The sequence below is a fragment of the Streptomyces sp. NPDC034099 genome (genome assembly GCF_055575415.1).
In genome coordinates this window covers 822,731-846,122 of record NZ_JBVISR010000002.1, presented here as the reverse complement: position 1 = coordinate 846,122, position 23,392 = coordinate 822,731, and the positions used below count along the sequence as shown (strand labels likewise).

Below are 23,392 nucleotides of genomic sequence, written 5' to 3'. Positions count from 1 at the left end.
ACGCCGGGCCGGGTTTTCCACAGGCCTGGCAGGTCTCCGCATACGTGGGCACAGTGGTGGCCATGCGGGGATTGCGGACAGTGCGGGAATGGTGGGCGGACGTCACGGACCTGGTGCTGCCGGCCGAGTGCGGCGGCTGCGGCAGGGCTCGCGCGGTGCTGTGCCCCGGGTGCCGTACGGCGCTGAGCGGCCACCCGCCGCGCCGCGTGCGTCCTGATCCGGAGCCGCCCGGTCTGCCCGCGGTGCACGCGGCCGCGCCGTACGCGGACGAGGTGCGGGCAGCGCTGCTGGCCCACAAGGAGCGGGGCGTGCTGGTCCTCGCGGCACCGCTCGGCGCGGCGCTGGCGGGAGCGGTGCGGGCGGGGCTCCGGGAGGCGTGGACGGCCCCGGGCGGAGCGGGTGCCGGTGACGCGGGTGGCATACGGGTGCGGGGGCCGGTGCTGCTGGTGCCCGTGCCCTCGGCACGCAGAACGGTGCGGACGCGCGGACACGACCCGGCGCGGCGGATCGCCCTCGCGGCGGCGGGCGAGCTGCGGCGCACTGGAGTGCCGGCCCGGGTGCTGGCGGTGCTGCGGCAGCGGTACGCCGTGGCCGACCAGTCCGGCCTCGACGCCCGGCGGCGACTGGACAACCTCGCGGGCGCGCTCAGGGTGGCTCCCGGCGGTGGCGGGCTGTTGCGCGGCGGCGGGTCGGTCGTCCTGGTCGACGACCTGATGACGACGGGGGCGTCGCTGGCCGAGGCGGCACGCGCGGTGCGTGCGGCGACGGCCGCCGCCGTTGAGTCGGGGGCGGGGCCCGGCACGTACGGGACGGCGAGATCGGCTGTGTATCCGGCGGCGGCGGGGGAAGGCAGAGAGGAACGGAAGACCGGGCCCCGAATGGCGGGTCAGTACGGAGGCGGTGGCGTGACCCGTGAAGCGATCTGTGCGGCAGTGGTCGCGGCTTCACCGGATGCTTTCGAAATAAACCGGAACTGACTGAGGACTTACGTCGTTGCAGGTAATGAGAGAGTCAATTCACCGGAACGGAGGTACGCGGCGGTAGAGGGTGACGACATCCGTCCGGGCGAGATATGTTCGGTTGTGAGGCAAAGCCGCAGGCCACACCTCTCAAATCCGAATGCCGTGCTGCGGGTTTTACCGTCATCACCCGCACCGGTGGAGTGGAGATCCCGCCCGTGGGGGAGGAGGTGGACGTCACCGAGTCCGAGGTTCCGGGATGGACCGGAACCTGGTGCAAAAGGGAGATGCTCCGCCGTCGAAGCGGAGCGATCCGGGAACGGAGTTCTGCGTGGACATCGTCGTCAAGGGCCGCAAGACCGAGGTGCCCGAGCGGTTCCGGAAGCACGTGGCCGAGAAGCTGAAGCTGGAGAAGATCCAGAAGCTCGATGGCAAGGTGATCAGCCTCGACGTCGAGGTGTCCAAGGAGCCGAACCCCCGGCAGGCCGACCGCTGTGACCGAGTGGAGATCACGCTCCGCTCCCGCGGTCCGGTGATTCGGGCGGAGGCGGCGGCGAGCGACCCCTACGCGGCGCTCGACCTGGCGGCGGAGAAGCTCGGCGCGCGGCTGCGCAAGCAGCACGACAAGCGCTTCTCGCGCCGCGGCGCACGCCGGATTTCGGCGGCCGAGGTCGCCGACCACGTACCCGGCGCGGCGACGCTCAACGGGAACGGCGACGTCGTCCCGACGGAGAAGCAGGACGGCGTACCCACCAAGAAGATCGGCTCGCTGGAGGTCCAGGGCGACGGCCCGCTCGTCGTCCGGGAGAAGACCCACGTGGCCGCCCCGATGTCCCTCGACCAGGCGCTCTACGAGATGGAGCTGGTCGGGCACGACTTCTACCTGTTCGTCGACTCCGAGACGAAGGAGCCCAGCGTCGTCTACCGGCGGCACGCCTACGACTACGGCGTGATCCACCTGACCACGGACACGATGGTCACCCAGGCGCACGCTCCCGACGCGGGGGACGCGCTCGGCGGCTGACACTCCGCCGGGTGACAGCGATCCGGTGCCCCTGGAGCGCGTGTGCGCCCCCAGGGGCACCGTCGTGCGACGGTGCGCGAGGGTGTGCGACCCCAACGCTGCCCGTTCGGTCACCCCGCTGTCCGCCGGACATGGAATCATGGCGGCAACGGCCCAACCGGTGGGTCGTTGCTCTGGGTTGGCGATGGCTCGGGACCACGTGCCACAGCCTTCAGGGGGAGGAACGATGGCGGACAGTTTCGGACCGATGCGGGGCGCGGGCGTCGACCACGGGATCGACGACGGGGCATCCGGCATGGGCCCGGACGCGGGCTCCGCACGCGAGGAGCCGATCAGGGTGCTGGTCGTGGACGACCACGCCCTCTTCCGCCGCGGCCTGGAGATCGTGCTGGCGGCCGAGGAGGACATCCAGGTCGTCGGAGAGGCCGGTGACGGCGCCGAGGCCGTGGAGAAGGCCGCCGACCTGTTGCCGGACATCGTCCTGATGGATGTGCGGATGCCCAAGCGGGGCGGGATCGAGGCCTGCACCTCGATCAAAGAGGTGGCACCCAGCGCCAAGATCATCATGCTGACGATCAGCGACGAGGAAGCCGACCTCTACGAAGCGATCAAGGCGGGCGCCACCGGTTATCTCCTCAAGGAGATCTCGACCGACGAGGTGGCCACCGCCATTCGCGCGGTGGCAGACGGGCAGTCCCAGATCAGTCCTTCCATGGCGTCGAAACTGCTCACCGAGTTCAAGTCGATGATCCAGCGGACCGACGAACGGCGACTGGTGCCCGCGCCGCGGCTCACGGACCGCGAGCTGGAGGTCCTCAAACTCGTCGCCACGGGAATGAACAACCGCGACATCGCGAAGGAACTGTTCATTTCCGAGAACACCGTCAAGAACCACGTGCGCAACATCCTGGAGAAACTGCAGCTGCACTCCAGGATGGAGGCCGTGGTCTACGCGATGCGGGAGAAGATCCTCGAGATCCGCTGAGCCGGCCCCGGGCCCCGGTCCGACCCCGGTCAGGCGAGCAGCCGGGCCAGCTCCCGGGTGAGGGGCTCGCGCAGCTCCGGTGCCTCGACCCGCTCCACGCGTACGTCCGTGCAGTCCACCCAGCTCGCCGCCTCGACCAGCGCCTGGGCCACCGCCGGGGCCGCCTTCGGGCCGTCCAGCGTGACCTGCTTGGCGACCAGGGTGCGCCCCTCGCGGGCCGGGTCCACGCGGCCGACGAGCCGGCCGCCGGCCAGGACCGGCATCGCGAAGTAGCCGTGCACCCGCTTCGGCTTGGGCACGTAGGCCTCCAGCCGGTGGGTGAAGCCGAAGATCCGCTCCGTGCGCGCCCGCTCCCAGATGAGGGAATCGAAGGGCGAGAGCAGCGTCGTGCGGTGACGGCCGCGCGGGGGAGTCTCCAGGGCCGCCGGGTCCGCCCAGGCCGGCCGGCCCCAGCCCTGCACCGTGACCGGCACCAGGCCCGAGTCGGCGATCACGGCGTCGACCTGCTCGGCCTTGAGCCGGTGGTAGTCCGCGATGTCCGCGCGCGTGCCCACGCCCAGGGACTGGCCGGCCAGGCGGACCAGGCGGCGCAGGCACTCGGTGTCGTCCAGGTCGTCGTGGAGCAGCGCGGCCGGGACCGCGCGCTCGGCCAGGTCGTACACCCGCTTCCAGCCGCGGCGCTCCACGCACACCACCTCGCCGTACATGAGCGCGCGCTCGACGGCGACCTTCGTGCCCGACCAGTCCCACCACTCGCTGGTCTTCTTCGCGCCGCCCAGGTCCGTCGCGGTGAGGGGGCCCTCGGTGCGGAGCTGCTTGACGACGCGGTCGTAGTCGCCGTCGGGGAGGTGGTGGTTCCAGTGCGGGCGGTTGCGGTACGCGCGGCGGCGGAAGGCGAAGTGGGGCCACTCCTCGATGGGGAGGATGCACGCGGCGTGGGACCAGTACTCGAAGGCGTGGGTGTCCGTCCAGTACGCGTCGTCGACGGTACGGCGGCCGACCGCGCCCAGGCGGGCGTACGGGACGAGTTCGTGGGAGCGGGCGAGGACCGAGATGGTGTCGAGCTGCACCGCGCCCAGATGACGGAGTACGCCGCGGACGCCTGCGCGGCGGTCGGGGGCGCCGAGGAAGCCCTGTGCGCGGAGGGCGAGGCGGCGGGCCTCGTCTGCGGACAGTTCCGTGGCGGGGGGCGGGAGGGTCGTCATACGTCCGCACGATAGGGGGTGGGTCTGACAGTGGGGGTGGGGTGAGGGGAGGGAGGTGGATGCGGTGGTCCGGGGTTCTGGTGGCACCCGGCGTGAGTGCGGGGGGCGGGGCGGGGGCGCGGGTCGGCGCAGCGGCACGGGACGGTGGCACGACCGTCCGTAGCCGCGGTGATTGCGACTGCTGGGCGGCAGCTACGCCTGTGCCGGCAAGTACGGGGACGTGGACGGGAGGGCGAGGTCCGAGGGGAGGAGGGAGCCGATCCAGGAGTCGCGGCGTACGCCCTTGTTGTTGATCGCGGAGCGCAGCGTGCCCTCCATGGTGAAGCCCGCGCGTTCGGCCACCGCGCGGGAGGCCGTGTTGCCGACCTCGGCGCGCCACTCCAGGCGGTCCACGGCCCGCTCGGTGAACGCCCAGCGGGCGACGGCGACGGCGGCCTCGGTGACGTAGCCCCGGCCGCGGTGCTCCTTGGTGCCCCAGAACCCGATCTCGCCGACGCCCAGGGAGATCATCGTGACGCCCAGCATGCCGACCAGGTCCCCGGCGGGGAGGAAGAGGCCGAAGGTGAACATCGAGTCGTTCGCCCAGCCGTCGGGGACCATCTGCTCCGCGAAACTCCGCGCGTGCTCCGGGAGGTAGGGAGTGGGGACCGTCGTCCAGCGCTGGATGTCGGGGTCCTGGCAGGCGGCGTACACGGCGTCGATGTCCTGCGGGCCGACCGTGCGCAGGACGAGGCGGTCGGTGGTGAGCGTGACGGGTTCCATCGGCCGATTCTGCGGGGAGCCCGGCGGCGGCGCCAATGCTTTGCCGTCCGTGAACGTCCGGTCACCTCGCGTGTGATTCGCCGGAAGGGTGCGGCACCATCCGCGGGGCCCGGACGTTGAAAGAAGTGACGGCAGACAGGGATGCCGGCCGCAAGGAGGGGACGGTCCCCGTTGCGGCAGGCCTCCCGGGGCGGCCGGGTCCTCGCATACGATGGCCGTTGCTCAGTCCGTCACAGGAAACCGACCGTCCCAGGCCCGACCGGCAAGGAGACCAACCCCCGTGTCCGTCCTCTCCAAGATCATGCGTGCAGGCGAAGGCAAGATCCTGCGCAAGCTGCACCGCATCGCGGACCAGGTCAACTCCATCGAAGAGGACTTCGCTGACCTCTCCGACGCCGAGCTGAGGGCCCTCACCGACGAGTACAAGCAGCGCTACGCCGACGGTGAGAGCCTGGACGACCTGTTGCCCGAAGCCTTCGCCACGGTCCGCGAGGCCGCCAAGCGCGTCCTGGGCCAGCGCCACTACGACGTGCAGATCATGGGCGGCGCCGCCCTGCACATGGGTTACGTGGCCGAGATGAAGACCGGTGAGGGCAAGACCCTCGTCGGCACGCTGCCCGCCTATCTCAACGCCCTGTCCGGCGAGGGCGTGCACATCGTCACGGTCAACGACTACCTGGCCGAGCGCGACTCGGAGATGATGGGCCGCGTCCACAAGTTCCTCGGTCTGAACGTCGGCTGCATCCTGGCCAACCAGACGCCGGCCCAGCGCCGCGAGATGTACGCCTGCGACATCACCTACGGCACGAACAACGAGTTCGGCTTCGACTACCTGCGCGACAACATGGCGTGGTCCAAGGACGAGCTGGTCCAGCGCGGCCACAACTTCGCCATCGTCGACGAGGTCGACTCCATCCTGGTCGACGAGGCCCGTACGCCCCTGATCATCTCCGGCCCGGCCGACCAGGCCACCAAGTGGTACGGCGACTTCGCCAAGCTGGTCACCCGCCTGAAGAAGGGCGAGGCCGGCAACACCCTCAAGGGCATCGAGGAGACCGGTGACTACGAGGTCGACGAGAAGAAGCGCACCGTCGCCATCCACGAGTCGGGCGTCGCCAAGGTCGAGGACTGGCTGGGCATCGACAACCTCTACGAGTCGGTGAACACCCCGCTGGTCGGTTACCTGAACAACGCCATCAAGGCCAAGGAACTGTTCAAGAAGGACAAGGACTACGTCGTCCTCGACGGCGAAGTCATGATCGTCGATGAGCACACCGGCCGTATCCTCGCCGGCCGCCGCTACAACGAGGGCATGCACCAGGCGATCGAGGCGAAGGAAGGGGTGGACATCAAGGACGAGAACCAGACGCTCGCCACGATCACCCTCCAGAACTTCTTCCGCCTCTACAAGCGCCACGACCACAGCGGCAAGGAGCAGCCCGGTCTGTCCGGCATGACCGGTACGGCGATGACCGAGGCCGCCGAGTTCCACCAGATCTACAAGCTCGGTGTGGTGCCCATCCCGACCAACCGGCCGATGGTCCGCAAGGACCAGTCGGACCTGATCTACCGCACCGAGGTCGCCAAGTTCGAGGCCGTCGTCGACGACATCGAGGAGAAGCACCGCAAGGGCCAGCCGATCCTCGTCGGCACCACCTCGGTCGAGAAGTCCGAGTACCTCTCGCAGCAGCTCAGCAAGCGCGGTGTCCAGCACGAGGTGCTGAACGCCAAGCAGCACGACCGGGAGGCGACGATCGTCGCCCAGGCGGGCCGCAAGGGCGCGGTGACGGTGGCCACGAACATGGCCGGCCGTGGTACGGACATCAAGCTCGGCGGCAACCCCGAGGACCTCGCCGAGGCGGAGCTGCGCCAGCGCGGCCTCGACCCCGAGGAGCACATCGAGGAGTGGGCCGCGGCGCTGCCCGCCGCCCTGGAGCGGGCCGAGCAGGCGGTCAAGGCCGAGTTCGAAGAGGTCAAGGAGCTGGGCGGCCTCTACGTCCTGGGCACCGAGCGGCACGAGTCGCGGCGCATCGACAACCAGCTGCGCGGTCGTTCCGGCCGTCAGGGCGACCCCGGCGAGTCCCGCTTCTACCTCTCCCTGGGCGACGACCTGATGCGGCTGTTCAAGGCCCAGATGGTCGAGCGCGTGATGTCCATGGCGAACGTGCCGGACGACGTGCCGATCGAGAACAAGATGGTCACGCGCGCGATCGCGTCCGCCCAGTCGCAGGTCGAGACCCAGAACTTCGAGACCCGTAAGAACGTCCTGAAGTACGACGAGGTCCTCAACCGCCAGCGTGAGGTCATCTACGGCGAGCGTCGCCGCGTCCTGGAGGGCGAGGACCTGCAGGAGCAGATCCAGCACTTCATGAACGACACGATCGACGCCTATGTGCAGGCCGAGACCGCCGAGGGCTTCCCGGAGGACTGGGACCTCGACCGGCTGTGGGGCGCCTTCAAGCAGCTCTACCCGGTGAAGGTCACCGTCGAGGAGCTGGAGGAGGCGGCCGGCGACCGGGCCGGCCTGACCGCCGACTACATCGCGGAGTCCATCAAGGACGACGTCATGGAGCAGTACGAGGCGCGGGAGAAGCAGCTCGGCTCCGAGATCATGCGCGAGCTGGAGCGTCGGGTCGTCCTGTCGGTCCTGGACCGCAAGTGGCGCGAGCACCTCTACGAGATGGACTACCTCCAGGAGGGCATCGGCCTGCGCGCGATGGCGCAGAAGGATCCGCTGGTCGAGTACCAGCGCGAGGGCTTCGACATGTTCCAGGCCATGATGGAGGGCATCAAGGAGGAGTCCGTCGGCTACCTGTTCAACCTGGAGGTCCAGGTCGAGCAGCAGGTCGAGGAGGTCCCGGTCGAGGACGCGGCGCCGTCGCTCGACAAGGGCGCGCAGGACGCGGTCCCGGCCCAGGCGGGTGCCCGTCCGGAGATCCGGGCCAAGGGCCTCGACGCTCCGCAGCGCCGCGACCTGCACTTCTCCGCGCCGACCGTGGACGGCGAGGGCGGTGTCGTCGAGGGCGAGTTCACCGACGGCGAGCCCGGGCAGGCCCAGTCCGACGGACTCACCCGCGCGGAGCGCCGCAAGCAGGCCAAGGGCGGACGGCGCCGCAAGAAGTGACCGTGCGGTGCCCGCGGGCGCCGTGGCGGTGGGAAGGGCCGGTCATCTCGGGTGACCGGCCCTTCGGCCTGCCCGGGGAGGTCAGTCGTCCTCCGCGCGGGGCCTTCGCGGGCCGCCCAGTTCCACCGCCGTGCAGCGCCAGCGCAGGTCCCGGCCCTGCTCCAGGCGGAACGCCATGGCACGGAGCCGGTCGCCCGCGCCGATGCGTGCGAAGACCTCCAGGGCGCCCGGCCGGGGCTCGAAGTAGCCGATGTCGCGGACGACGGGGGCGGCGCCGCGGGTGCGCAGCGGGCCCCGTTCGGCGAGGTCGGCCAGGTCGTCGTAGGCGCGGCCGAGGGTGTGGCGGAGCATCGAGTGGACGGGACGCCGACCGCTGAGAACGCCCACGAGAAGCTCGGCGAAGTGATCGGTGGGCCGCAGTTGCGGGACGGGGCGGCGAGGCGGCTGAGCGGGGACGACAGGCGCCGCGGAGGGCCGGGCGACCCGTCGGTGGCCCTCCGGTGCGCTCCGCCCCGCCACGGGGGCCGTGACGGGCCCGGGCCCCGTGGCGGGGGCGGCCGGCTCGGTGAGGGGGCCCGGCCTCGTGCCACGGCCGGGTCCGGCCGTGGGCGGACGGGTGTCCGCCGGCCGGGTACGGGACCGCTGGGACCGGCCCGGAGTCCCGGGCGGTCGCCCACCGGCCGCCGCGGCACGCGCTCCGCGCGCCCCCGGCCTGCGGGGCGGCACACCACCGGGCGCACGGGGCACGGTGTCGCCGGACTGGTCGGACGGGGCGCCGCCGGGCACGTGGGGCGTGGTGTCTCCGGACGCGCGGGTCGGCACGCGGCCGGGTCCGCCGGACGGGACATAGCCGGGGGCGGTGCTCGGGGATGCGGGACCGGGCGGGGGCACCGGGCCTCCGACGGCAGTACGAGGGAGCCCGCCGGGTCCGCCGGACGGCACGGCTCCGGGGCCGTAGGGCGGGGGTGGGGTGAGAGGGCCAGTGGGTGTGGGGCGGAGCTGGGTCCTGGTCATGACTTTGCGCATGGGGTCCCCGTTCGGCGGCCCGGGTGATACCGGGCGGTAACTTCGTGGTCGGTGATCTTGTACGGGCTGGAGGGGCGGCACGGCAAGGAGGCGGGCGACCGCGTCGAGGGGGCGGAGAAGTTCACCTATCCGAGTGAGCGGGGCGGCCGCAGAGCCCGGGACGCCGGGGGTGGACCGGGTGAACGCGGGGCCCGGGATGGACGCCTCGGACGCCCCGGGTGGGGACCCGAAAGGGGACACCCGCACGTATCCTGAAGGCTCTCCCGCCGGGCCGCCGAGCGCTCCGGCGGCGTCCCCGACCACGAAAGCGGCAGACTCATGCGCGTCTACGTCCCCCTGACCCTGTCCGGCCTCGCCGAGGCGCACCGGGCGGGGGAGCTGGGGACCGGACCGCTCGTCGCCTACGCCGTCACACCGGCGCTGCGCGAGTGGTACCTGTCGGACGACACCGAGGAACTGGAGTACGCCGCCCTCAACCGGGCCGCCCTGGCCTCGCTGCGGCTGCTGGCGGCCGACCCGGGCGCGGCACGGCGCCGGGTCGTGGTCGCCGCCGACGTACCCGACGGCGCCGCCGCGGCCGATCCGGACCGGGGGCTCGACCCGGCGGCGCTGGGCGAGGTCCGGGTCGCCGGGCCGCTGCCGCTGGCCAAGGCGGCCGCGGTGCACGTCGACTCCGCCGACGCGGAGGCGGACGTGAGCGCCGCGGCCCAGGCCCTCGCGGCGGCGGACGGCGGGGACGACGGCGCCCAGTTCGTCGTGGACGGCGCGGAGGACCACGAGCTGCTCTGGTACGCGACGCAGGAGATCCCGAACCTGGTGTGACCGGGCACGTCGCATCGCGGTGTCCCGATTGTCAGTGGCGGCGGGTACGTTTTCGGGCATGGGGATGCAGACGGGCGCACACATCGTGTGGGACTGGAACGGCACGCTGTTCCACGACAACGACGCGATCATCGGGGCGACGAACGCGGCGTTCGCCGAGCTGGGGCTGGCGCCGATCACGCTGGAGCGGTACCGGTCGCTGTACTGCGTACCGGTGCCGAAGTTCTACGAGCGGCTGATGGGGCGGCTGCCCACCGACGCCGAGTGGGAGGTCATGGACGCGACCTTCCAGCGCTACTACAGCGTGCACCGCAGCCGGTGCACGCTCGCCGAGGGGGTCGCGGAGCTGCTCGCCCGGTGGCGGTCGGCGGGGCGCAGCCAGTCCATCCTCAGCATGTACGGCCACGACGAGCTGGTGCCGCTGGTCCAGGGGTTCGGGATCGAGACGCACTTCATACGCGTCGACGGACGGACCGGGCCGTCCGGGGGCAGCAAGGCCGAGCACATGGTGCGGCACCTCGCGCAGCTGGCGCTGTCCGGGGTGGAGCCCGCTCGCACGGTGGTGATCGGGGACGCCGCCGACGACGCGGTGGCGGCGCGCCATGTGGGCGCCGGGGCGGTGCTCTACACCGGGGGGTCGCACAGCCGGGCCAGCCTGGAGAAGGTCGGGGTGCCCGTGGTGGACACGCTCGGGGAGGCCGTGGTGGTGGCGGAGCGGCTGGCGGGATGACGACGGCGGCCGGTGTCCCGGACCACGCCGTTACCCGGGCGTAGCTGTGCGGAACGTCCAAGTCGAGGGCCCGGTTTTGTACACATGCGGCTCATGACGGGGAGCCCTCGGAGGGCGATAGCCTTGTGGCGTGATCAGCGCGATAGCTCGCGGGGGCACTGGTGCCCCTGCCCTGCGCCCGGCGCCCACGGACGACATCCGTGGCCGGGCGGCGGTCGCTGATCCTCGCGGGCGGGACGGGGCATCGAAGACCCCCGGTACGGCGCCGCGCACTCCCCGGACGGTGACGGCGAGAGCGAAGTCACACCCGGTGGGAGCGGCGACATTGGCTGATATGCCCCCGCTCCTCTCATCTTGCGGCATAGCGTCGGAGAAGACCGGACACCCCGTGTCCCGACGTCATGCCGGAAGGCAGGAGACCGTACTTCCTTCTACGTCACGCAACGGCGCGCGACAGGAGTCAGAGGACAATGCAGACCAAGCTGGACGAAGCCAAGGCCGAGCTGCTCGAAAGGGCTGCCCGGGTAGCTGAGAACAGCCCGGTCGGGGGGCACCTACCGACCGGGACGACGGACGAGGGAACTCCGGACACCCCGGACGGCCCGGACGGCGCCCCGGACTACGCGTCCGTGTTCGCGTTCCTCCAGCGCTACTACCGGCACACCGCCCCGGAGGACCTCGCCGACCGCGACCCGGTCGACGTCTTCGGAGCCGCCGTCTCGCACTACCGGCTGGCCGAGAGCCGCCCGCAGGGCACGGCGAACGTCCGGGTGCACACCCCGACGGTCGAGGAGAACGGCTGGACGTGCAGCCACTCCGTCGTCGAGGTGGTCACCGACGACATGCCCTTCCTCGTCGACTCCGTGACCAACGAGCTGACCCGCCAGGGCCGCGGCATCCACGTCGTCGTCCACCCGCAGATCGTGGTGCGGCGCGACATCGCCGGCAAGCTCGTCGAGGTGCTGGCCGGCCGGCCCACCGCCGACCTGCCGCACGACGCGCACGTCGAGTCCTGGATCCACGTCGAGATCGACCGCGAGACCGACCGCGGTGACCTGAAGCAGATCACCGCCGACCTGCTGCGCGTCCTGAACGACGTCCGCGAGACCGTCGAGGACTGGGGCAAGATGCGGGACGCCGCCGTCCGCATCGCCGACCAGCTGCCGACCGAGGCCACCCCGGAGGACCTCCCCGCGCGCGAGCTGGAGGAGGCCCGCGAGCTGCTGCGCTGGCTGGCCGACGACCACTTCACCTTCCTCGGCTACCGCGAGTACCAGCTGCGCGAGGACGACTCCCTCGCGGCCGTCGCCGGCACCGGCCTCGGCATCCTGCGCTCCGACCCGCACCACGCGACCGACGAGAGCCACCCCGTCAGCCCCTCCTTCGAGCGGCTGCCCGCCGACGCCCGGGCCAAGGCCCGCGAGCACCGGCTGCTGGTGCTGACCAAGGCGAACAGCCGGGCCACCGTGCACCGGCCGTCGTACCTCGACTACGTCGGCGTCAAGAAGTTCGACGAGAACGGCAACGTCGTCGGCGAGCGGCGCTTCCTCGGCCTGTTCTCCTCCGCCGCCTACACCGAGTCCGTCCGCCGGGTGCCGGTCGTGCGGCGCAAGGTGGAGGAGGTGCTGGAGCGGGCCGGGTTCTCGCCCAACAGCCACGACGGGCGGGACCTGCTGCAGATCCTGGAGACGTACCCGCGCGACGAGATGTTCCAGACCTCCGCCGAGGAACTGGAGCCGATCGTCACCTCCGTGCTCTACCTCCAGGAGCGGCGCCGCCTGCGGCTCTACCTGCGCCAGGACGAGTACGGCCGCTACTACTCGGCTCTCGTCTACCTCCCCCGCGACCGCTACACCACCGGTGTCCGGCTGCGGATCATCGACATCCTCAAGGAGGAGCTCGGCGGCACCAGCGTCGACTTCACGGCGTGGAACACCGAGTCGATCCTGTCCCGGCTGCACTTCGTGGTCCGGGTCCCGCAGGGCACCGAGCTGCCGCACCTGTCCGACGCCGACAAGGAGCGCGTCGAGGCCCGACTCGTCGAGGCCGCCCGCTCCTGGGCCGACGGCTTCGGCGAGGCACTGACGGCCGAGTTCGGCGAGGAACGCGCGGCGGAGCTGCTGCGCTACTACGGCTCTGCCTTCCCCGAGGGCTACAAGGCCGACCACGGTCCGCGCTCCGCGGTCGCCGACCTCGGCCACCTGGAGCAGCTCGACGAGGAGAAGACCTTCGCGCTGAGCCTGTACGAGCCGGTCGGCGCCGCGCCCGAGGAACGGCGCTTCAAGATCTACCAGAAGGGCGGCTCGGTCTCCCTGTCCGCCGTACTGCCGGTGCTCAGCCGGCTCGGCGTCGAGGTCACCGACGAGCGGCCCTACGAGCTGCGCTGCGCGGACCGCACCACGGCCTGGATCTACGACTTCGGCCTGCGCATGCCCAAGGCCCCGGCCGGTGGCGCCGACTACCTCGGCGACGACGCCCGCGAGCGCGTCCAGGACGCCTTCGCCGCCACCTGGACCGGCAAGGCGGAGAACGACGGCTTCAACGCCCTCGTCCTCAGCGCCGGACTGACCTGGCGCGAGGCGATGGTGCTGCGCGCGTACGCCAAGTACCTGCGGCAGGCCGGTTCGACCTTCAGCCAGGACTACATGGAGGACACCCTCCGCAACAACGTCCACACCACGCGCCTGCTCATCAACCTGTTCGAGGCGCGGATGGCGCCGGAGCGGCAGCGGGCCGGGCGGGAGATCGTCGACGCCCTGCTCGAAGAGGTCGACGCCGCCCTGGACCAGGTGGCGAGCCTCGACGAGGACCGGATCCTGCGGTCCTTCCTCACCGTCATCAAGGCGACGCTGCGGACGAACTTCTTCCAGGAGGCGGCGGGCGGCAAGCCGCACGACTACGTCTCCATGAAGTTCGACCCGCAGGCCATCCCCGACCTGCCCGCGCCGCGCCCGGCGTTCGAGATCTGGGTGTACTCGCCGCGCGTCGAGGGCGTGCACCTGCGCTTCGGCAAGGTCGCGCGCGGTGGTCTGCGCTGGTCGGACCGCCGGGAGGACTTCCGCACCGAGATCCTCGGCCTGGTCAAGGCGCAGATGGTGAAGAACACCGTCATCGTGCCGGTCGGCGCCAAGGGCGGCTTCGTCGCCAAGCAGCTGCCCGACCCGAGCGTCGACCGCGACGCGTGGATGGCGGAGGGCATCGCCAGCTACAAGACGTTCATCTCGGCGCTGCTCGACATCACCGACAACATGGTGGCCGGCGAGGTCGTGCACCCCGCGGACGTCGTCCGGCACGACGAGGACGACACCTACCTCGTCGTCGCCGCCGACAAGGGCACCGCGAAGTTCTCCGACATCGCCAACGAGGTCGCCGAGTCCTACAACTTCTGGCTCGGTGACGCCTTCGCCTCCGGCGGCAGCGCGGGCTACGACCACAAGGGCATGGGCATCACCGCCCGCGGCGCCTGGGAGTCCGTCAAGCGGCACTTCCGGGAGCTGGGCGTGGACACCCAGACCCAGGACTTCACGGTCGTCGGCATCGGTGACATGTCCGGCGACGTCTTCGGCAACGGCATGCTGCTCAGCGAGCACATCCGCCTGGTCGCCGCCTTCGACCACCGGCACATCTTCATCGACCCGACGCCGGACGCGGCCACCTCGTACGCCGAGCGCCGCCGGCTGTTCGAACTGCCCCGCTCCTCCTGGGAGGACTACAACACCGAGCTGCTCTCGGCGGGCGGTGGCATCTTCCCGCGCACGGCCAAGTCGATCCCGGTCAACGCGCACGTCCGCGAGGCCCTCGGCATCGAGCCGGGCATCACCAAGATGACCCCGGCCGAGCTGATGAAGGCGATCCTCAGCTCCCCGGTGGACCTGCTGTGGAACGGCGGCATCGGTACGTACGTCAAGGCGTCCACCGAGTCCAACGCGGACGTCGGCGACAAGGGCAACGACGCCATCCGCGTCGACGGCAAGGACCTGCGGGTCCAGGTCGTCGGCGAGGGCGGCAACCTGGGCCTGACCCAGCTGGGCCGGATCGAGTTCGCGCTCCAGGGCGGCCGGATCAACACCGACGCCATCGACAACAGCGCGGGCGTGGACACCTCCGACCACGAGGTGAACATCAAGATCCTGCTCAACGGTCTCGTCAAGGATGGCGACATGACCGTCAAGCAGCGCAACAAGCTGCTCGCCCAGATGACCGACGAGGTCGGCGCGCTGGTCCTGCGCAACAACTACGCGCAGAACACGGCGATCGCCAACGCGCTCGCGCAGTCCAAGGACATGCTCCACGCCCAGCAGCGCTTCATGCGGCACCTGGTCAGGGAGGGCCACCTCAACCGGGCCCTGGAGTTCCTGCCCACCGACCGCCAGATCCGTGAGCGGCTGAGCAGCGGACACGGCCTGACCGGCCCGGAGACGGCCGTGCTGCTGGCGTACACGAAGATCACGGTCGCCGAGGAGCTGCTGCACACCTCGCTGCCGGACGACCCGTACCTCAAGGGTCTGCTGCACGCGTACTTCCCGACGGCGCTGCGCGAGCAGTTCGCCGAGCAGGTCGACAGCCACCCGCTGCGCCGCGAGATCACGACGACCGTCCTGGTCAACGACACGGTCAACACGGGCGGTACAACGTATCTGCACCGGATGCGCGAGGAGACCGGCGCGTCGCTCGAGGAGATCGTGCGGGCGCAGACCGTGGCCCGGGCGATCTTCAGCTCCTCCCCGGTGTGGGACGCGGTGGAGGCCCTGGACACCAAGGTCGACGCCGCCGTCCAGACCCGGATCCGGCTGCACTCGCGCCGCCTGGTCGAGCGCGGCACGCGCTGGCTGCTCAACAACCGGCCGCAGCCGCTGGAGCTGGCCAAGACGGTGGAGTTCTTCGCCGAGCGGGTCGAGCAGGTGTGGTCGCAGCTGCCGAAGCTGCTGCGGGGCGCGGACGCGGAGTGGTACCAGCACATCCACGACGAGCTGACCGCCGCCGGGGTCCCGGACGAGCCTGCCACGCGGGTGGCCGGGTTCTCCTCGGCCTTCGCGACGCTGGACATCGTGTCGGTGGCCGACCGCATGGGCAAGGAGCCGCTGGACGTCGCCGAGGTGTACTACGACCTCGCCGACCGGCTCGGCGTCACCCAGCTGATGGACCGGATCAGTGACCTGCCCCGGAACGACCGCTGGCAGTCCATGGCCCGCGCGGCGATCCGCGAGGACCTGTACTCGGCGCACGCGTCGCTGACCGCGGATGTCCTGGCGGTGGGCAACGGCACGTCCACGCCGGAGCAGCGGTTCAAGGCGTGGGAGGAGAAGAACGCGGCGATTCTCGGGCGGGCGCGGACGACGCTGGAGGAGATCCGGTCGTCGGACGAGTTCGATCTGTCGAACCTTTCGGTGGCCATGCGGACGATGCGGACGTTGCTGCGTACGCATTCGTAGGCGGTGCGGCGTTCGCGCCGTTGCTGTGTGAGGCGCCCCAGGCCGTGTTCGGTCCGGGGCGCCTTGGCGTCTGCGGCGGGGTGGGGCTGGGCGGGGGTGGGGACGCAGCCCGGCGCTGGCGGGGTGCCTCCCCCAGTGCCTGAACGGCCTGGGAGGTACCCCCAGCGCCCACCCGTGCCGCCCCAGCGGCACGACTGCCCGCAGCTGGGGTGGGGGCGGGCGTCAACGGAGGACGTTGGCCACCAGGCGGGCTGCTCTTCGGGTTCTCGGGGTGGACAGGCGGCGCGCGGCAGGGCGGAGTACCGCGGCGGTGGTCCCCACCGGCTGCCAGGTGATCTGCAGGCGCCCCGGGTTGTGGCCCTCCGGGCGGAGGGTGACGCGGTGGGGGGTGAGGCCGGCGCGGTAGGCGACGCGGGCCGTGAGGGGCGGGAAGGTCAGCGGCGCCAGGAGGATCCCCGTGTGGGTGCGGCCCCGGTGGCGCAGGCGGAGCACGGGATGGCGGGTCCCGGCGAAGCCGTGGAGCGGGAGACGGGCCGCCGCCAGGTCCAGGCGGACGCGGCCCTCGAAGAGGCCGGGGCGGACGGGCGAGAGCCGGAAGGCGACCGTGAGACGCCGACGGCCGGGGGAGAGGTGGAGCACCGCGCGCTGGGGGCCGACCGGCAGGCGCAGGGCCGGGTCGTAGGTGCGGACGGTGAGGTCGACCGAGGCACCGGGACCGCGCGTGACCTCCGTGATCTCGTGCCGGAGCAGGGCGGTGAAGAACGGGCGGGTGTCCAGCTCCAGGTCCGTCAGGTCCAGCTCGCGCCGGGCGTCGGGGGAATCCGGGACGCCCTCGCCCCAGTACACGCGGCCGCTCTCCTCGTCCGGCGTCACCCGGCGCGGGGCCACGTCGTGGCCGAGGCCGCGGGCCGCCGTGCGTACCTCGGACAGGCGCCGGTCGCGCAGCAGGCGCAGGACGACCCGTTCGGCGCGGGGCAGCCGGGCGTAGGCGCCCTCGGCGAGCGTGTCGAGGTAGGGGTTCACCAGGTCCGCGAAGGACGTCAGCCACGCGTCGTCCCGGTAGGGGAGGTCACCGGCGTACATCCGGAAGTCGTGCTTGAGGAACTTGAAGTCCTTGTCCTCGCGCAGCGCCTCGTGCCCGCTCTCGGCCAGGAACGCGTCGATGAGCCGCTGCACGTGGACGCGGTCGCGGACGTTGGTGAGCTTGTGCCGCTGGTTGGAGATGGAGGCGGCGTCGGAGGCGGCGTACGGGGCGATGTACCAGCGGTAGACCGGCTCGGGGACGACGGTGAAGGTCTTGGCCAGGCAGTACGCCTGCGCCGAGAAGAGCTGGTCCTCGTAGTGGATGCCCTCGGGGAAGCGCAGGCCGTGCCGGTCGAGGAAGGTGCGGGCGTACATCTTGCTGGTGGAGAGGTGCTCGAAGAACAGGCGCGGGTCGGCCTCGATGCCGTCGAGGGTGCGGCGCTCGGCGACCAGGTGCGGCATCCAGGTCGTACGGCGTCCGCCGTCGACGCGGATGCGGTGCACGGCGCCCATGGCGAAGTCCAGGTCGCGTTCGCGGTGGGCGGCGAGCAGGACCTCGACAGCGCGCTCGGGGAGTTCGTCGTCGCTGTCCAGGAACATCAGGTACGGCGCCCGGGCGATCTCCAGGGCGCGGTTGCGCGGGGCGCTGCACCCGCCGCTGTTCTCGGGCAGCCGGAGGTACACGATCCGCGGGTCGTGGGCGGCCAGCTCGCGGGCGACCTCCTCGGTGGCGTCGGTCGAGTGGTCGTCGCTGATGACGACCTCGATGTTGGCGTGGGTCTGGCGCAGCGCGGAGGCGACGGCGCGGGGGAGGCGTTCGGCGTCGTTGTAGACGATGACCGTGACGGTGACGTCCGGGATGCTCATGGGCGGCAGGAGCGTGCCCGTGGCGGGGCTCGTGGTGGCTGTCCTCATGACGCGCAGGCCTCCTCGGGGCTCGGGGCCGGGGTGCGGTCCTCGACCGGCAGGACCGGGGGCAGGGTCCGCTCGTCCTCGCCGAGGAAGACCCGGCGCACGACGCGTTCCGCGGCGCGGCCGTCGTCGTACTCGCAGAACCGGCGGCGGAAGGCGGCCCGTGCCTTCGCCGCGCGCTCGTCGTGCCAGGCGTCGGTGGTGAGGATCTCCGTCAGTTCCGCCTGAGTGCGGGCGACCGGTCCGGGGGCCTCGGCCATCAGGTCGAAGTAGACGCCGCGGGTGGTGCGGTACGTCTCCCAGTCGTCGGCGTGGATGACGATCGGGCGGTCGAGGTTGGCGTAGTCGAACATGATCGACGAGTAGTCGGTGACCAGCGCGTCGGCGGCCAGGCACAGTTCCTCGACGGGTTCGTAGGCGGAGACGTCGACGAGGCGGCCGGTGCGGCGCAGGCCCGCCAGCGGGGCCGAGGGGGAGGCGGCGCTGTCGTAGAAGTAGTGGGCGCGCACCAGCAGAACCGTTTCTTCGCCGAGTTGGCAGGCGAGGGCGGCGAGGTCGAGGCGCGGGGTCCAGCCGGCCTCGTAGTCGCGGTGGGTCGGCGCGTAGAGGACCGCGCGGCGGCCGGGGGCGATGCCGAGGCGTTCGCGGGCCGCGCGGACCTCGGCGGGACCGGCGGTGTAGTACACGTCGTTGCGCGGATAGCCGTGGTCGAGCGAGATGTGGCGGGACGGGTAGGCCCGCTGCCACATGCGGGTGGAGTGGCTGTTGGCGGAGACGCTGTAGTCCCACTTGTCGACGCGCTCCAGCAGGGCCTGGAAGTCCAGGCCGTGGGCGGCGGCCGGGTAGGGCAGCTGGTCCACGCCCATGCGCTTGAGCGGGGTGCCGTGGTGGGTCTGGAGGTGGACGGTGCCGGGGCGCTTGACCACCGCGTCCGGGAAGTTGACGTTGTTGACCAGGTACTTGGCGCGGGCCAGCACCTCCCAGTAGCGGCGGGTGCCGGGCACGACGTGGTCGGTGCCGGGCGGCAGCAGGGCGGCGCCCTGCGCCGTGACCACCCACACCGGGTGGACGCCCGGGGCGAGTTCGGCGAGCTTGGCGGCGATCGCGGCCGGACTGCAGGCCACCCCGCGGTTCCAGTACGCCGAGAACACCGCGAGGTGCGGGTCGAGGGGGCGGGCCAGGGCGCCGCGGTACTGGAGGGTGCGCAGCCGCGTGCCGGCCCGCCGTCTGCCGGTGCGCACGGCGGAGCGCACCCCCCGGCGGGCGTGGCTGGCGGTCTGGAGGGCGCGGTACTTGCCGTAGGCGCCCTCCTCCAGGAGCGACCGGCGTACGCCCTCCAGACCGGCCGGGCGCCGCAGTCCCTCGGGGCGGTGGCGCCGGGCGGTCACGGACGCCCGGTGGAAGAACTCCCGCGCCACGTCGTCCGGCATCCCGGCACGGGCGAAGGTGTGCAGGCAGTCGCGGACCATCAGGTCGTACAGGACGCCCTGGACGGCGGGCCGGCCGGCGGCCAGGCCCAGGAGCGCCTCGTAGCGGTCGACCAGCGCGTACCGCTCGGCCGGCGTGGGCGGCGGGAGGCTCTCGGGGCGCAGTCGGCGGTCCTCGTACGCCGGGTGCGGCAGGCAGGCGACACGGTCGGCGAGCAGCAGCGCGGCGTACGCGGCGAACGGCTCGTCCTCGGTGGTCAGGAGCCGTTCACGGGCCCGCCAGAAAGCGGCGCGCACGGCGCGGTTGCCGAGCAGCGGGGTCAGCCGGAGCAGCGCCGCGCGGTCGTCCAGGGCGAGATCGGCGCGGCCCGCGCGGGCGAGGCGGGGGCCGTCGGGGGAGGGCAGCCCCGCGGCCCGCCACGAGCTGCGGACGTGGTCGAGGAGCAGGACGTCCACGGTGCCGGGCAGGCCGCCGAGGTGCTCGGCGACGGCGGGCGGGGCGCCGACGGGCAGGCCGTCCTTGGCGTGCACGAAGTGCAGCCACCGGCCCCGCGCCCGGGCCGCCCCCGCCGAGCGGGCCGCGGCGTCGCCCGCCCCTTCCGGCAGGGGCAGCACGGTGAAGGCGGGGGCGTGCCGCTCGGCGACCTCCCGTGCCCAGTCCCCGACGGCGGCGACGATCACCTCGACGCCGGTGAGGGGGTGGGCGTCCAGGGAGTCGAGGAGGTCGGGCAGGTGGTCCTGGACGTTGGGGCCGTGGACGATGACGCTGAGTTCGGGGGTCTCGGACATCGCGGGGACTCCTTCGCCGTCGGCGCTCCCGGCACACTCCTGCTCGTTCGTCCGGCCATAGTGGCACTAATCAGGCAAAAGGGTTAATCGTACGTACGCCTTCCGGGCGAAGAGGCCGTTCGGGGCGGGTCAGGCGGCGGCCTTCGCCTTGGGTGCGGGCTTGGGTTTCGCCGCCCGGTCCGGACCGCCGGTGAACTTCTCGTACTCCTTCAGCACCTCCTCCGTCGGCCCGTCCATGCGCAGCTCGCCGCGCTCCAGCCACAGCACCCGGTCGCAGGTGTCGCGGATGGACTTGTTGCTGTGGCTGACCAGGAACACCGTGCCCGCGTGCTTGCGCAGCTCCCGGATGCGCTCCTCGGACCGCTTCTGGAAGGAGCGGTCGCCGGTGGCCAGGGCCTCGTCGACGAGGAGGACGTCGTGGTCCTTGGCGGCGGCGATGGAGAACCGCAGCCGGGCCGCCATGCCCGAGGAGTACGTGCGCATCGGCAGGGTGATGAAGTCGCCCTTGTCGTTGATCCCCGAGAAGTCGACGATCTCCTGGTACCGCTCCTTGATCTGCGCGCGGGACATGCCCATCGCCAGGCCGCCGAGGTACACGTTGCGCTCGCCGGTGAGGTCGTTCATCAGGGCGGCGTTGACGCCGAGCAGGGAGGGCTGGCCGTCGGTGTAGATCCGGCCGTTCTCCACCGGGAGCAGGCCGGCGACCGCCTTGAGCAGCGTCGACTTGCCCGAACCGTTGGTGCCTATCAGGCCGATGGCCTCGCCGCGGTACGCCGCGAAGGACACGTTCTTCACGGCGTGCACCCGGCGCACGCCGGCGGCCTTCTCGGTCTTCTTCCGGCGCAGGATGCGGTTGAGGGCGGCGGTCGCGGAGCCGCGGCCGGCACCGGTGCCGTTGACCCGGTAGACGATGTCGACACCGTCGGCGACGACGGTGGGTACCCGCTCGGCGGGGGTGTTGTCAGCCACGACCGTACGTCTCCTCGGCCTTCCAGAAGTAGATGAAGCCGCCGATCCCGGCGACCAGGGCCCAGCCCACCGCGAGCGCCCACACATGGGGCGGCAGCTGGCTTCCCCCGAAGGTGTCGATCAGGGCGAAGCGCATCAGGTCGATGTAGACGACGGCGGGGTTGAGCTGGAGGGCGGTGCCGACCCAGGACGGCAGGCCGCTGTCCGGGCCCGTCATGTGCTCGATGCTGAACATGACGCCCGAGGCGTACATCCAGGTGCGCAGCAGGAACGGCATCAGCTGGGCCATGTCAGGGATCTTCGAGCCCACCCGGGCCATGACCATCGCGACGCCCGCGTTGAACACGAACTGCAGCACCAGCGCCGGGACCGCGAGCACCCAGGACGGGGCCGGCGGCACGCCGAAGGCCAGCAGGATCACGAGCAGGGCCGCCATCGAGAACAGCAGCTGCTGGAGCTGCTGGAGGCAGAACGACACCGGCAGCGCCGCCCGCGGGAAGTGCAGGGCGCGTACGAGGCCGAGGTTTCCGGAGATGGCGCGGGTGCCCGCCATGATCGAGCTCTGCGTGAACGTCCACACGAACACGCCGGTGACCAGGAACGGGACGAAGTCCTCCACGCCCCGCTTGGTGTCCATCAGCAGGCCGAAGATGAAGTAGTACACCGCCGCGTTGAGCAGGGGCGTCATCACCTGCCAGACCTGGCCCAGCTTGGCCTGGCTGTACTGGGCGGTGAGCTTGGCGGTGGAGAAGGCGCCGATGAAGTGCCGGCGGGCCCACAGCTGGCGGACGTACTGGGACAGGGAGGGGCGGGCGCCGCTGACCGACAGTCCGTGCCGGGCGGCGAGCGCCGCGAGGTCGTGGTCGGCGGCGGGGCCGGGATCGGTGAGGGTGGCGGCCTGGGCCGATGCCCGGGTCGGGGGTGGGGGGTCGAGGACCTGGCTCACATCCGGTGCTTTCGCTCGGGGGAGGGGGCGAGAGGGCGACGCCCGTCGTTCACCCGGGTGACCGTGGGTGTTCACTTACGTCGGGACGGCACCGTATCGTCGTAACGTGAGCGTAGGGCGTGGCGACGCCGGAACGCAACCGTTTCGTCGTGACGCCCTATGCTTGCCCCGTATGACGACCAACGCCGCCGCCGACGAGCCGACGCCGCGCCCGCGCCGCCGGGCCCCCGCGGGGGCGGCGGTGCTCCGCGAGGACGTGACGGAGGCCATCCGGACGGCGGTCTTCGAGGAACTGGCCGCGGTCGGCTACGCCCGGATGTCCATCGAGGGCATCGCGCGCCGCGCGGGCGTCGGCAAGACCGCCGTCTACCGGCGCTGGCGCTCCAAGCTGCACCTGGTGCTCGACATCGTCTCCGCCCTCGCCGTCCAGGGCCTGCCCGCGCCGGACACCGGCTCCCTGGAGGGCGACCTGCGGCTGCTGTACGAGGTGACGTCCCGCGCCCTGCGCCACCCAGTGGCCTCCCAGGTCATCCCCGACCTCCAGGCGGAGGCGGCCCGCAACCCCGACCTCGCCGAGGCGTTGCGGAAGACCCTGCGCGAGGGCCAGGACGGCGTCGCCAGCAGGATCCTCGCGGCGGCGGCCGAACGCGGCGAACTGGACCCCGCCCTCGACACCGACCTGGCCCTGGACCTGATCTCGGGACCGCTGTACTGGCGCTCGGTGGTCGTCCGCAGCCCGAAGCTGCCGAAGGGCTACCTGGGCTCGCTGGCCCGGGCCACGGCGGAGGGCCTGAAGGCGCTCTGAGCCGGGACCGACCGTCGGTGGCGTCCGGCCCGCCCGCATACGATCGGACCGTGACGATCACCTACCTGTGGCGAGGAGACGTCGACAACGCCCTCCTCGACGCCCTCCACGCCGACGGCTTCGGCCACCCCGTCGAGGAGACCGACTGGCGCACCCGGCTGGAGCGGCACAGCCTCGGCTGGGTCTGCGCCCGGGAGGACGGCTCGCTGGTCGGCTTCGTCAACGTCGCCTGGGACGGCGGGGCACACGCCTTCCTCCTGGACACGGTGGTGGCCCGGCACCGCCGCTCCCGCGGGGTGGGCGCCCGACTGGTCGCGGTCGCCGCCGAACAGACCCGGGCGGCGGGCTGCGAGTGGCTCCACGTCGACTTCGAGGACCACCTGCGCGCGTTCTACTTCGACGCCTGCGGCTTCAGGGAGACGGCGGCCGGTCTCATCGCCCTGTGACGCGCC

Annotated in this window: 16 protein-coding genes; 9 read left to right on the top strand and 7 right to left on the bottom strand. The window is 71.8% G+C overall.

What is annotated here, in order from left to right; genetic code table 11:
* Positions 1–62 precede the first annotated feature (62 nt).
* From ACZ56V_RS08795 to ACZ56V_RS08785, 3 genes are all read left to right on the top strand, one after another.
* Positions 63–977 (top strand): ComF family protein, encoded by a 915-nt coding sequence (locus ACZ56V_RS08795; RefSeq protein ID WP_467378456.1) that lies wholly within the window; start codon positions 63–65, stop codon positions 975–977.
* 313 nt (positions 978–1,290) lie between these two features.
* Positions 1,291–1,983 (top strand): ribosome hibernation-promoting factor, HPF/YfiA family, encoded by a 693-nt coding sequence (gene hpf, locus ACZ56V_RS08790; protein ID WP_016326377.1) that lies wholly within the window; start codon positions 1,291–1,293, stop codon positions 1,981–1,983.
* Between the two features lie 226 nt (positions 1,984–2,209).
* Positions 2,210–2,968: a response regulator gene (locus ACZ56V_RS08785; RefSeq protein WP_398910395.1), complete on the top strand. Its 759-nt coding sequence runs from the start codon at positions 2,210–2,212 to the stop codon at positions 2,966–2,968.
* A gap of 29 nt (positions 2,969–2,997) precedes the next feature.
* On the opposite strand, the gene ACZ56V_RS08780 is transcribed toward ACZ56V_RS08785, so the two are convergent.
* Complete coding sequence (locus tag ACZ56V_RS08780; protein WP_104635077.1) at positions 2,998–4,173, bottom strand: winged helix-turn-helix domain-containing protein; 1,176 nt, start codon at positions 4,171–4,173, stop codon at positions 2,998–3,000.
* A gap of 192 nt (positions 4,174–4,365) precedes the next feature.
* Positions 4,366–4,935 (bottom strand): GNAT family N-acetyltransferase, encoded by a 570-nt coding sequence (locus tag ACZ56V_RS08775; protein ID WP_398910397.1) that lies wholly within the window; start codon positions 4,933–4,935, stop codon positions 4,366–4,368.
* Between the two features lie 280 nt (positions 4,936–5,215).
* Here ACZ56V_RS08775 and secA point away from each other — a divergent pair, with 280 nt between their 5' ends.
* Positions 5,216–8,059 carry a preprotein translocase subunit SecA gene (secA, locus tag ACZ56V_RS08770; protein ID WP_398910399.1) on the top strand — a complete coding sequence of 948 codons (2,844 nt, stop codon included), beginning with the start codon at positions 5,216–5,218 and terminating at the stop codon, positions 8,057–8,059.
* Between the two features lie 81 nt (positions 8,060–8,140).
* Here the strand turns inward: secA and ACZ56V_RS08765 are convergent, their stop codons facing one another.
* Positions 8,141–8,410: an Rv3235 family protein gene (locus ACZ56V_RS08765; RefSeq protein ID WP_398910400.1), complete on the bottom strand. Its 270-nt coding sequence runs from the start codon at positions 8,408–8,410 to the stop codon at positions 8,141–8,143.
* Positions 8,411–9,403: 993 nt separating this feature from the next.
* Here ACZ56V_RS08765 and ACZ56V_RS08760 point away from each other — a divergent pair.
* The 3 genes from ACZ56V_RS08760 to ACZ56V_RS08750 all read left to right on the top strand — a co-directional run bounded on the left by ACZ56V_RS08760 (position 9,404) and on the right by ACZ56V_RS08750 (position 16,069).
* Positions 9,404–9,907, top strand: coding sequence for a DUF6912 family protein (locus ACZ56V_RS08760; RefSeq protein ID WP_398910402.1), 504 nt, complete (start codon positions 9,404–9,406; stop codon positions 9,905–9,907).
* 58 nt (positions 9,908–9,965) lie between these two features.
* Positions 9,966–10,637 carry an HAD family hydrolase gene (locus ACZ56V_RS08755; RefSeq protein ID WP_398910404.1) on the top strand — a complete coding sequence of 224 codons (672 nt, stop codon included), beginning with the start codon at positions 9,966–9,968 and terminating at the stop codon, positions 10,635–10,637.
* Between the two features lie 470 nt (positions 10,638–11,107).
* Positions 11,108–16,069 (top strand): NAD-glutamate dehydrogenase, encoded by a 4,962-nt coding sequence (locus ACZ56V_RS08750; protein WP_467378453.1) that lies wholly within the window; start codon positions 11,108–11,110, stop codon positions 16,067–16,069.
* Positions 16,070–16,291: 222 nt separating this feature from the next.
* On the opposite strand, the gene ACZ56V_RS08745 is transcribed toward ACZ56V_RS08750, so the two are convergent.
* The 4 genes from ACZ56V_RS08745 to ACZ56V_RS08730 all read right to left on the bottom strand — a co-directional run bounded on the left by ACZ56V_RS08745 (position 16,292) and on the right by ACZ56V_RS08730 (position 22,135).
* Positions 16,292–18,007 (bottom strand): glycosyltransferase family 2 protein, encoded by a 1,716-nt coding sequence (locus ACZ56V_RS08745; protein ID WP_467378451.1) that lies wholly within the window; start codon positions 18,005–18,007, stop codon positions 16,292–16,294.
* Positions 18,004–20,220, bottom strand: coding sequence for a CDP-glycerol glycerophosphotransferase family protein (locus ACZ56V_RS08740; RefSeq protein ID WP_468940405.1), 2,217 nt, complete (start codon positions 20,218–20,220; stop codon positions 18,004–18,006). Before ACZ56V_RS08740 ends, ACZ56V_RS08745 begins: the two co-directional genes overlap by 4 nt.
* Positions 20,221–20,349: 129 nt before the next feature.
* A complete protein-coding gene (locus ACZ56V_RS08735; protein WP_398910410.1) occupies positions 20,350–21,189 on the bottom strand; it encodes an ABC transporter ATP-binding protein in 840 nt (279 codons plus the stop codon).
* The gene (locus ACZ56V_RS08730) at positions 21,182–22,135 is read right to left on the bottom strand and encodes an ABC transporter permease (RefSeq protein WP_398910412.1); all 954 of its coding nucleotides are present in this window, start codon (positions 22,133–22,135) and stop codon (positions 21,182–21,184) included. The genes ACZ56V_RS08735 and ACZ56V_RS08730 overlap by 8 nt, the downstream gene beginning before the upstream one ends.
* 172 nt (positions 22,136–22,307) lie before the next feature.
* Here ACZ56V_RS08730 and ACZ56V_RS08725 point away from each other — a divergent pair, with 172 nt between their 5' ends.
* Both ACZ56V_RS08725 and ACZ56V_RS08720 read left to right on the top strand, forming a co-directional pair.
* A complete protein-coding gene (locus ACZ56V_RS08725; protein ID WP_398910414.1) occupies positions 22,308–22,940 on the top strand; it encodes a TetR/AcrR family transcriptional regulator in 633 nt (210 codons plus the stop codon).
* 50 nt (positions 22,941–22,990) lie between these two features.
* On the top strand, positions 22,991–23,386 hold the full coding sequence (locus tag ACZ56V_RS08720; protein WP_468940401.1) for a GNAT family N-acetyltransferase: 396 nt from the start codon (positions 22,991–22,993) through the stop codon (positions 23,384–23,386).
* Positions 23,387–23,392 lie beyond the last annotated feature (6 nt).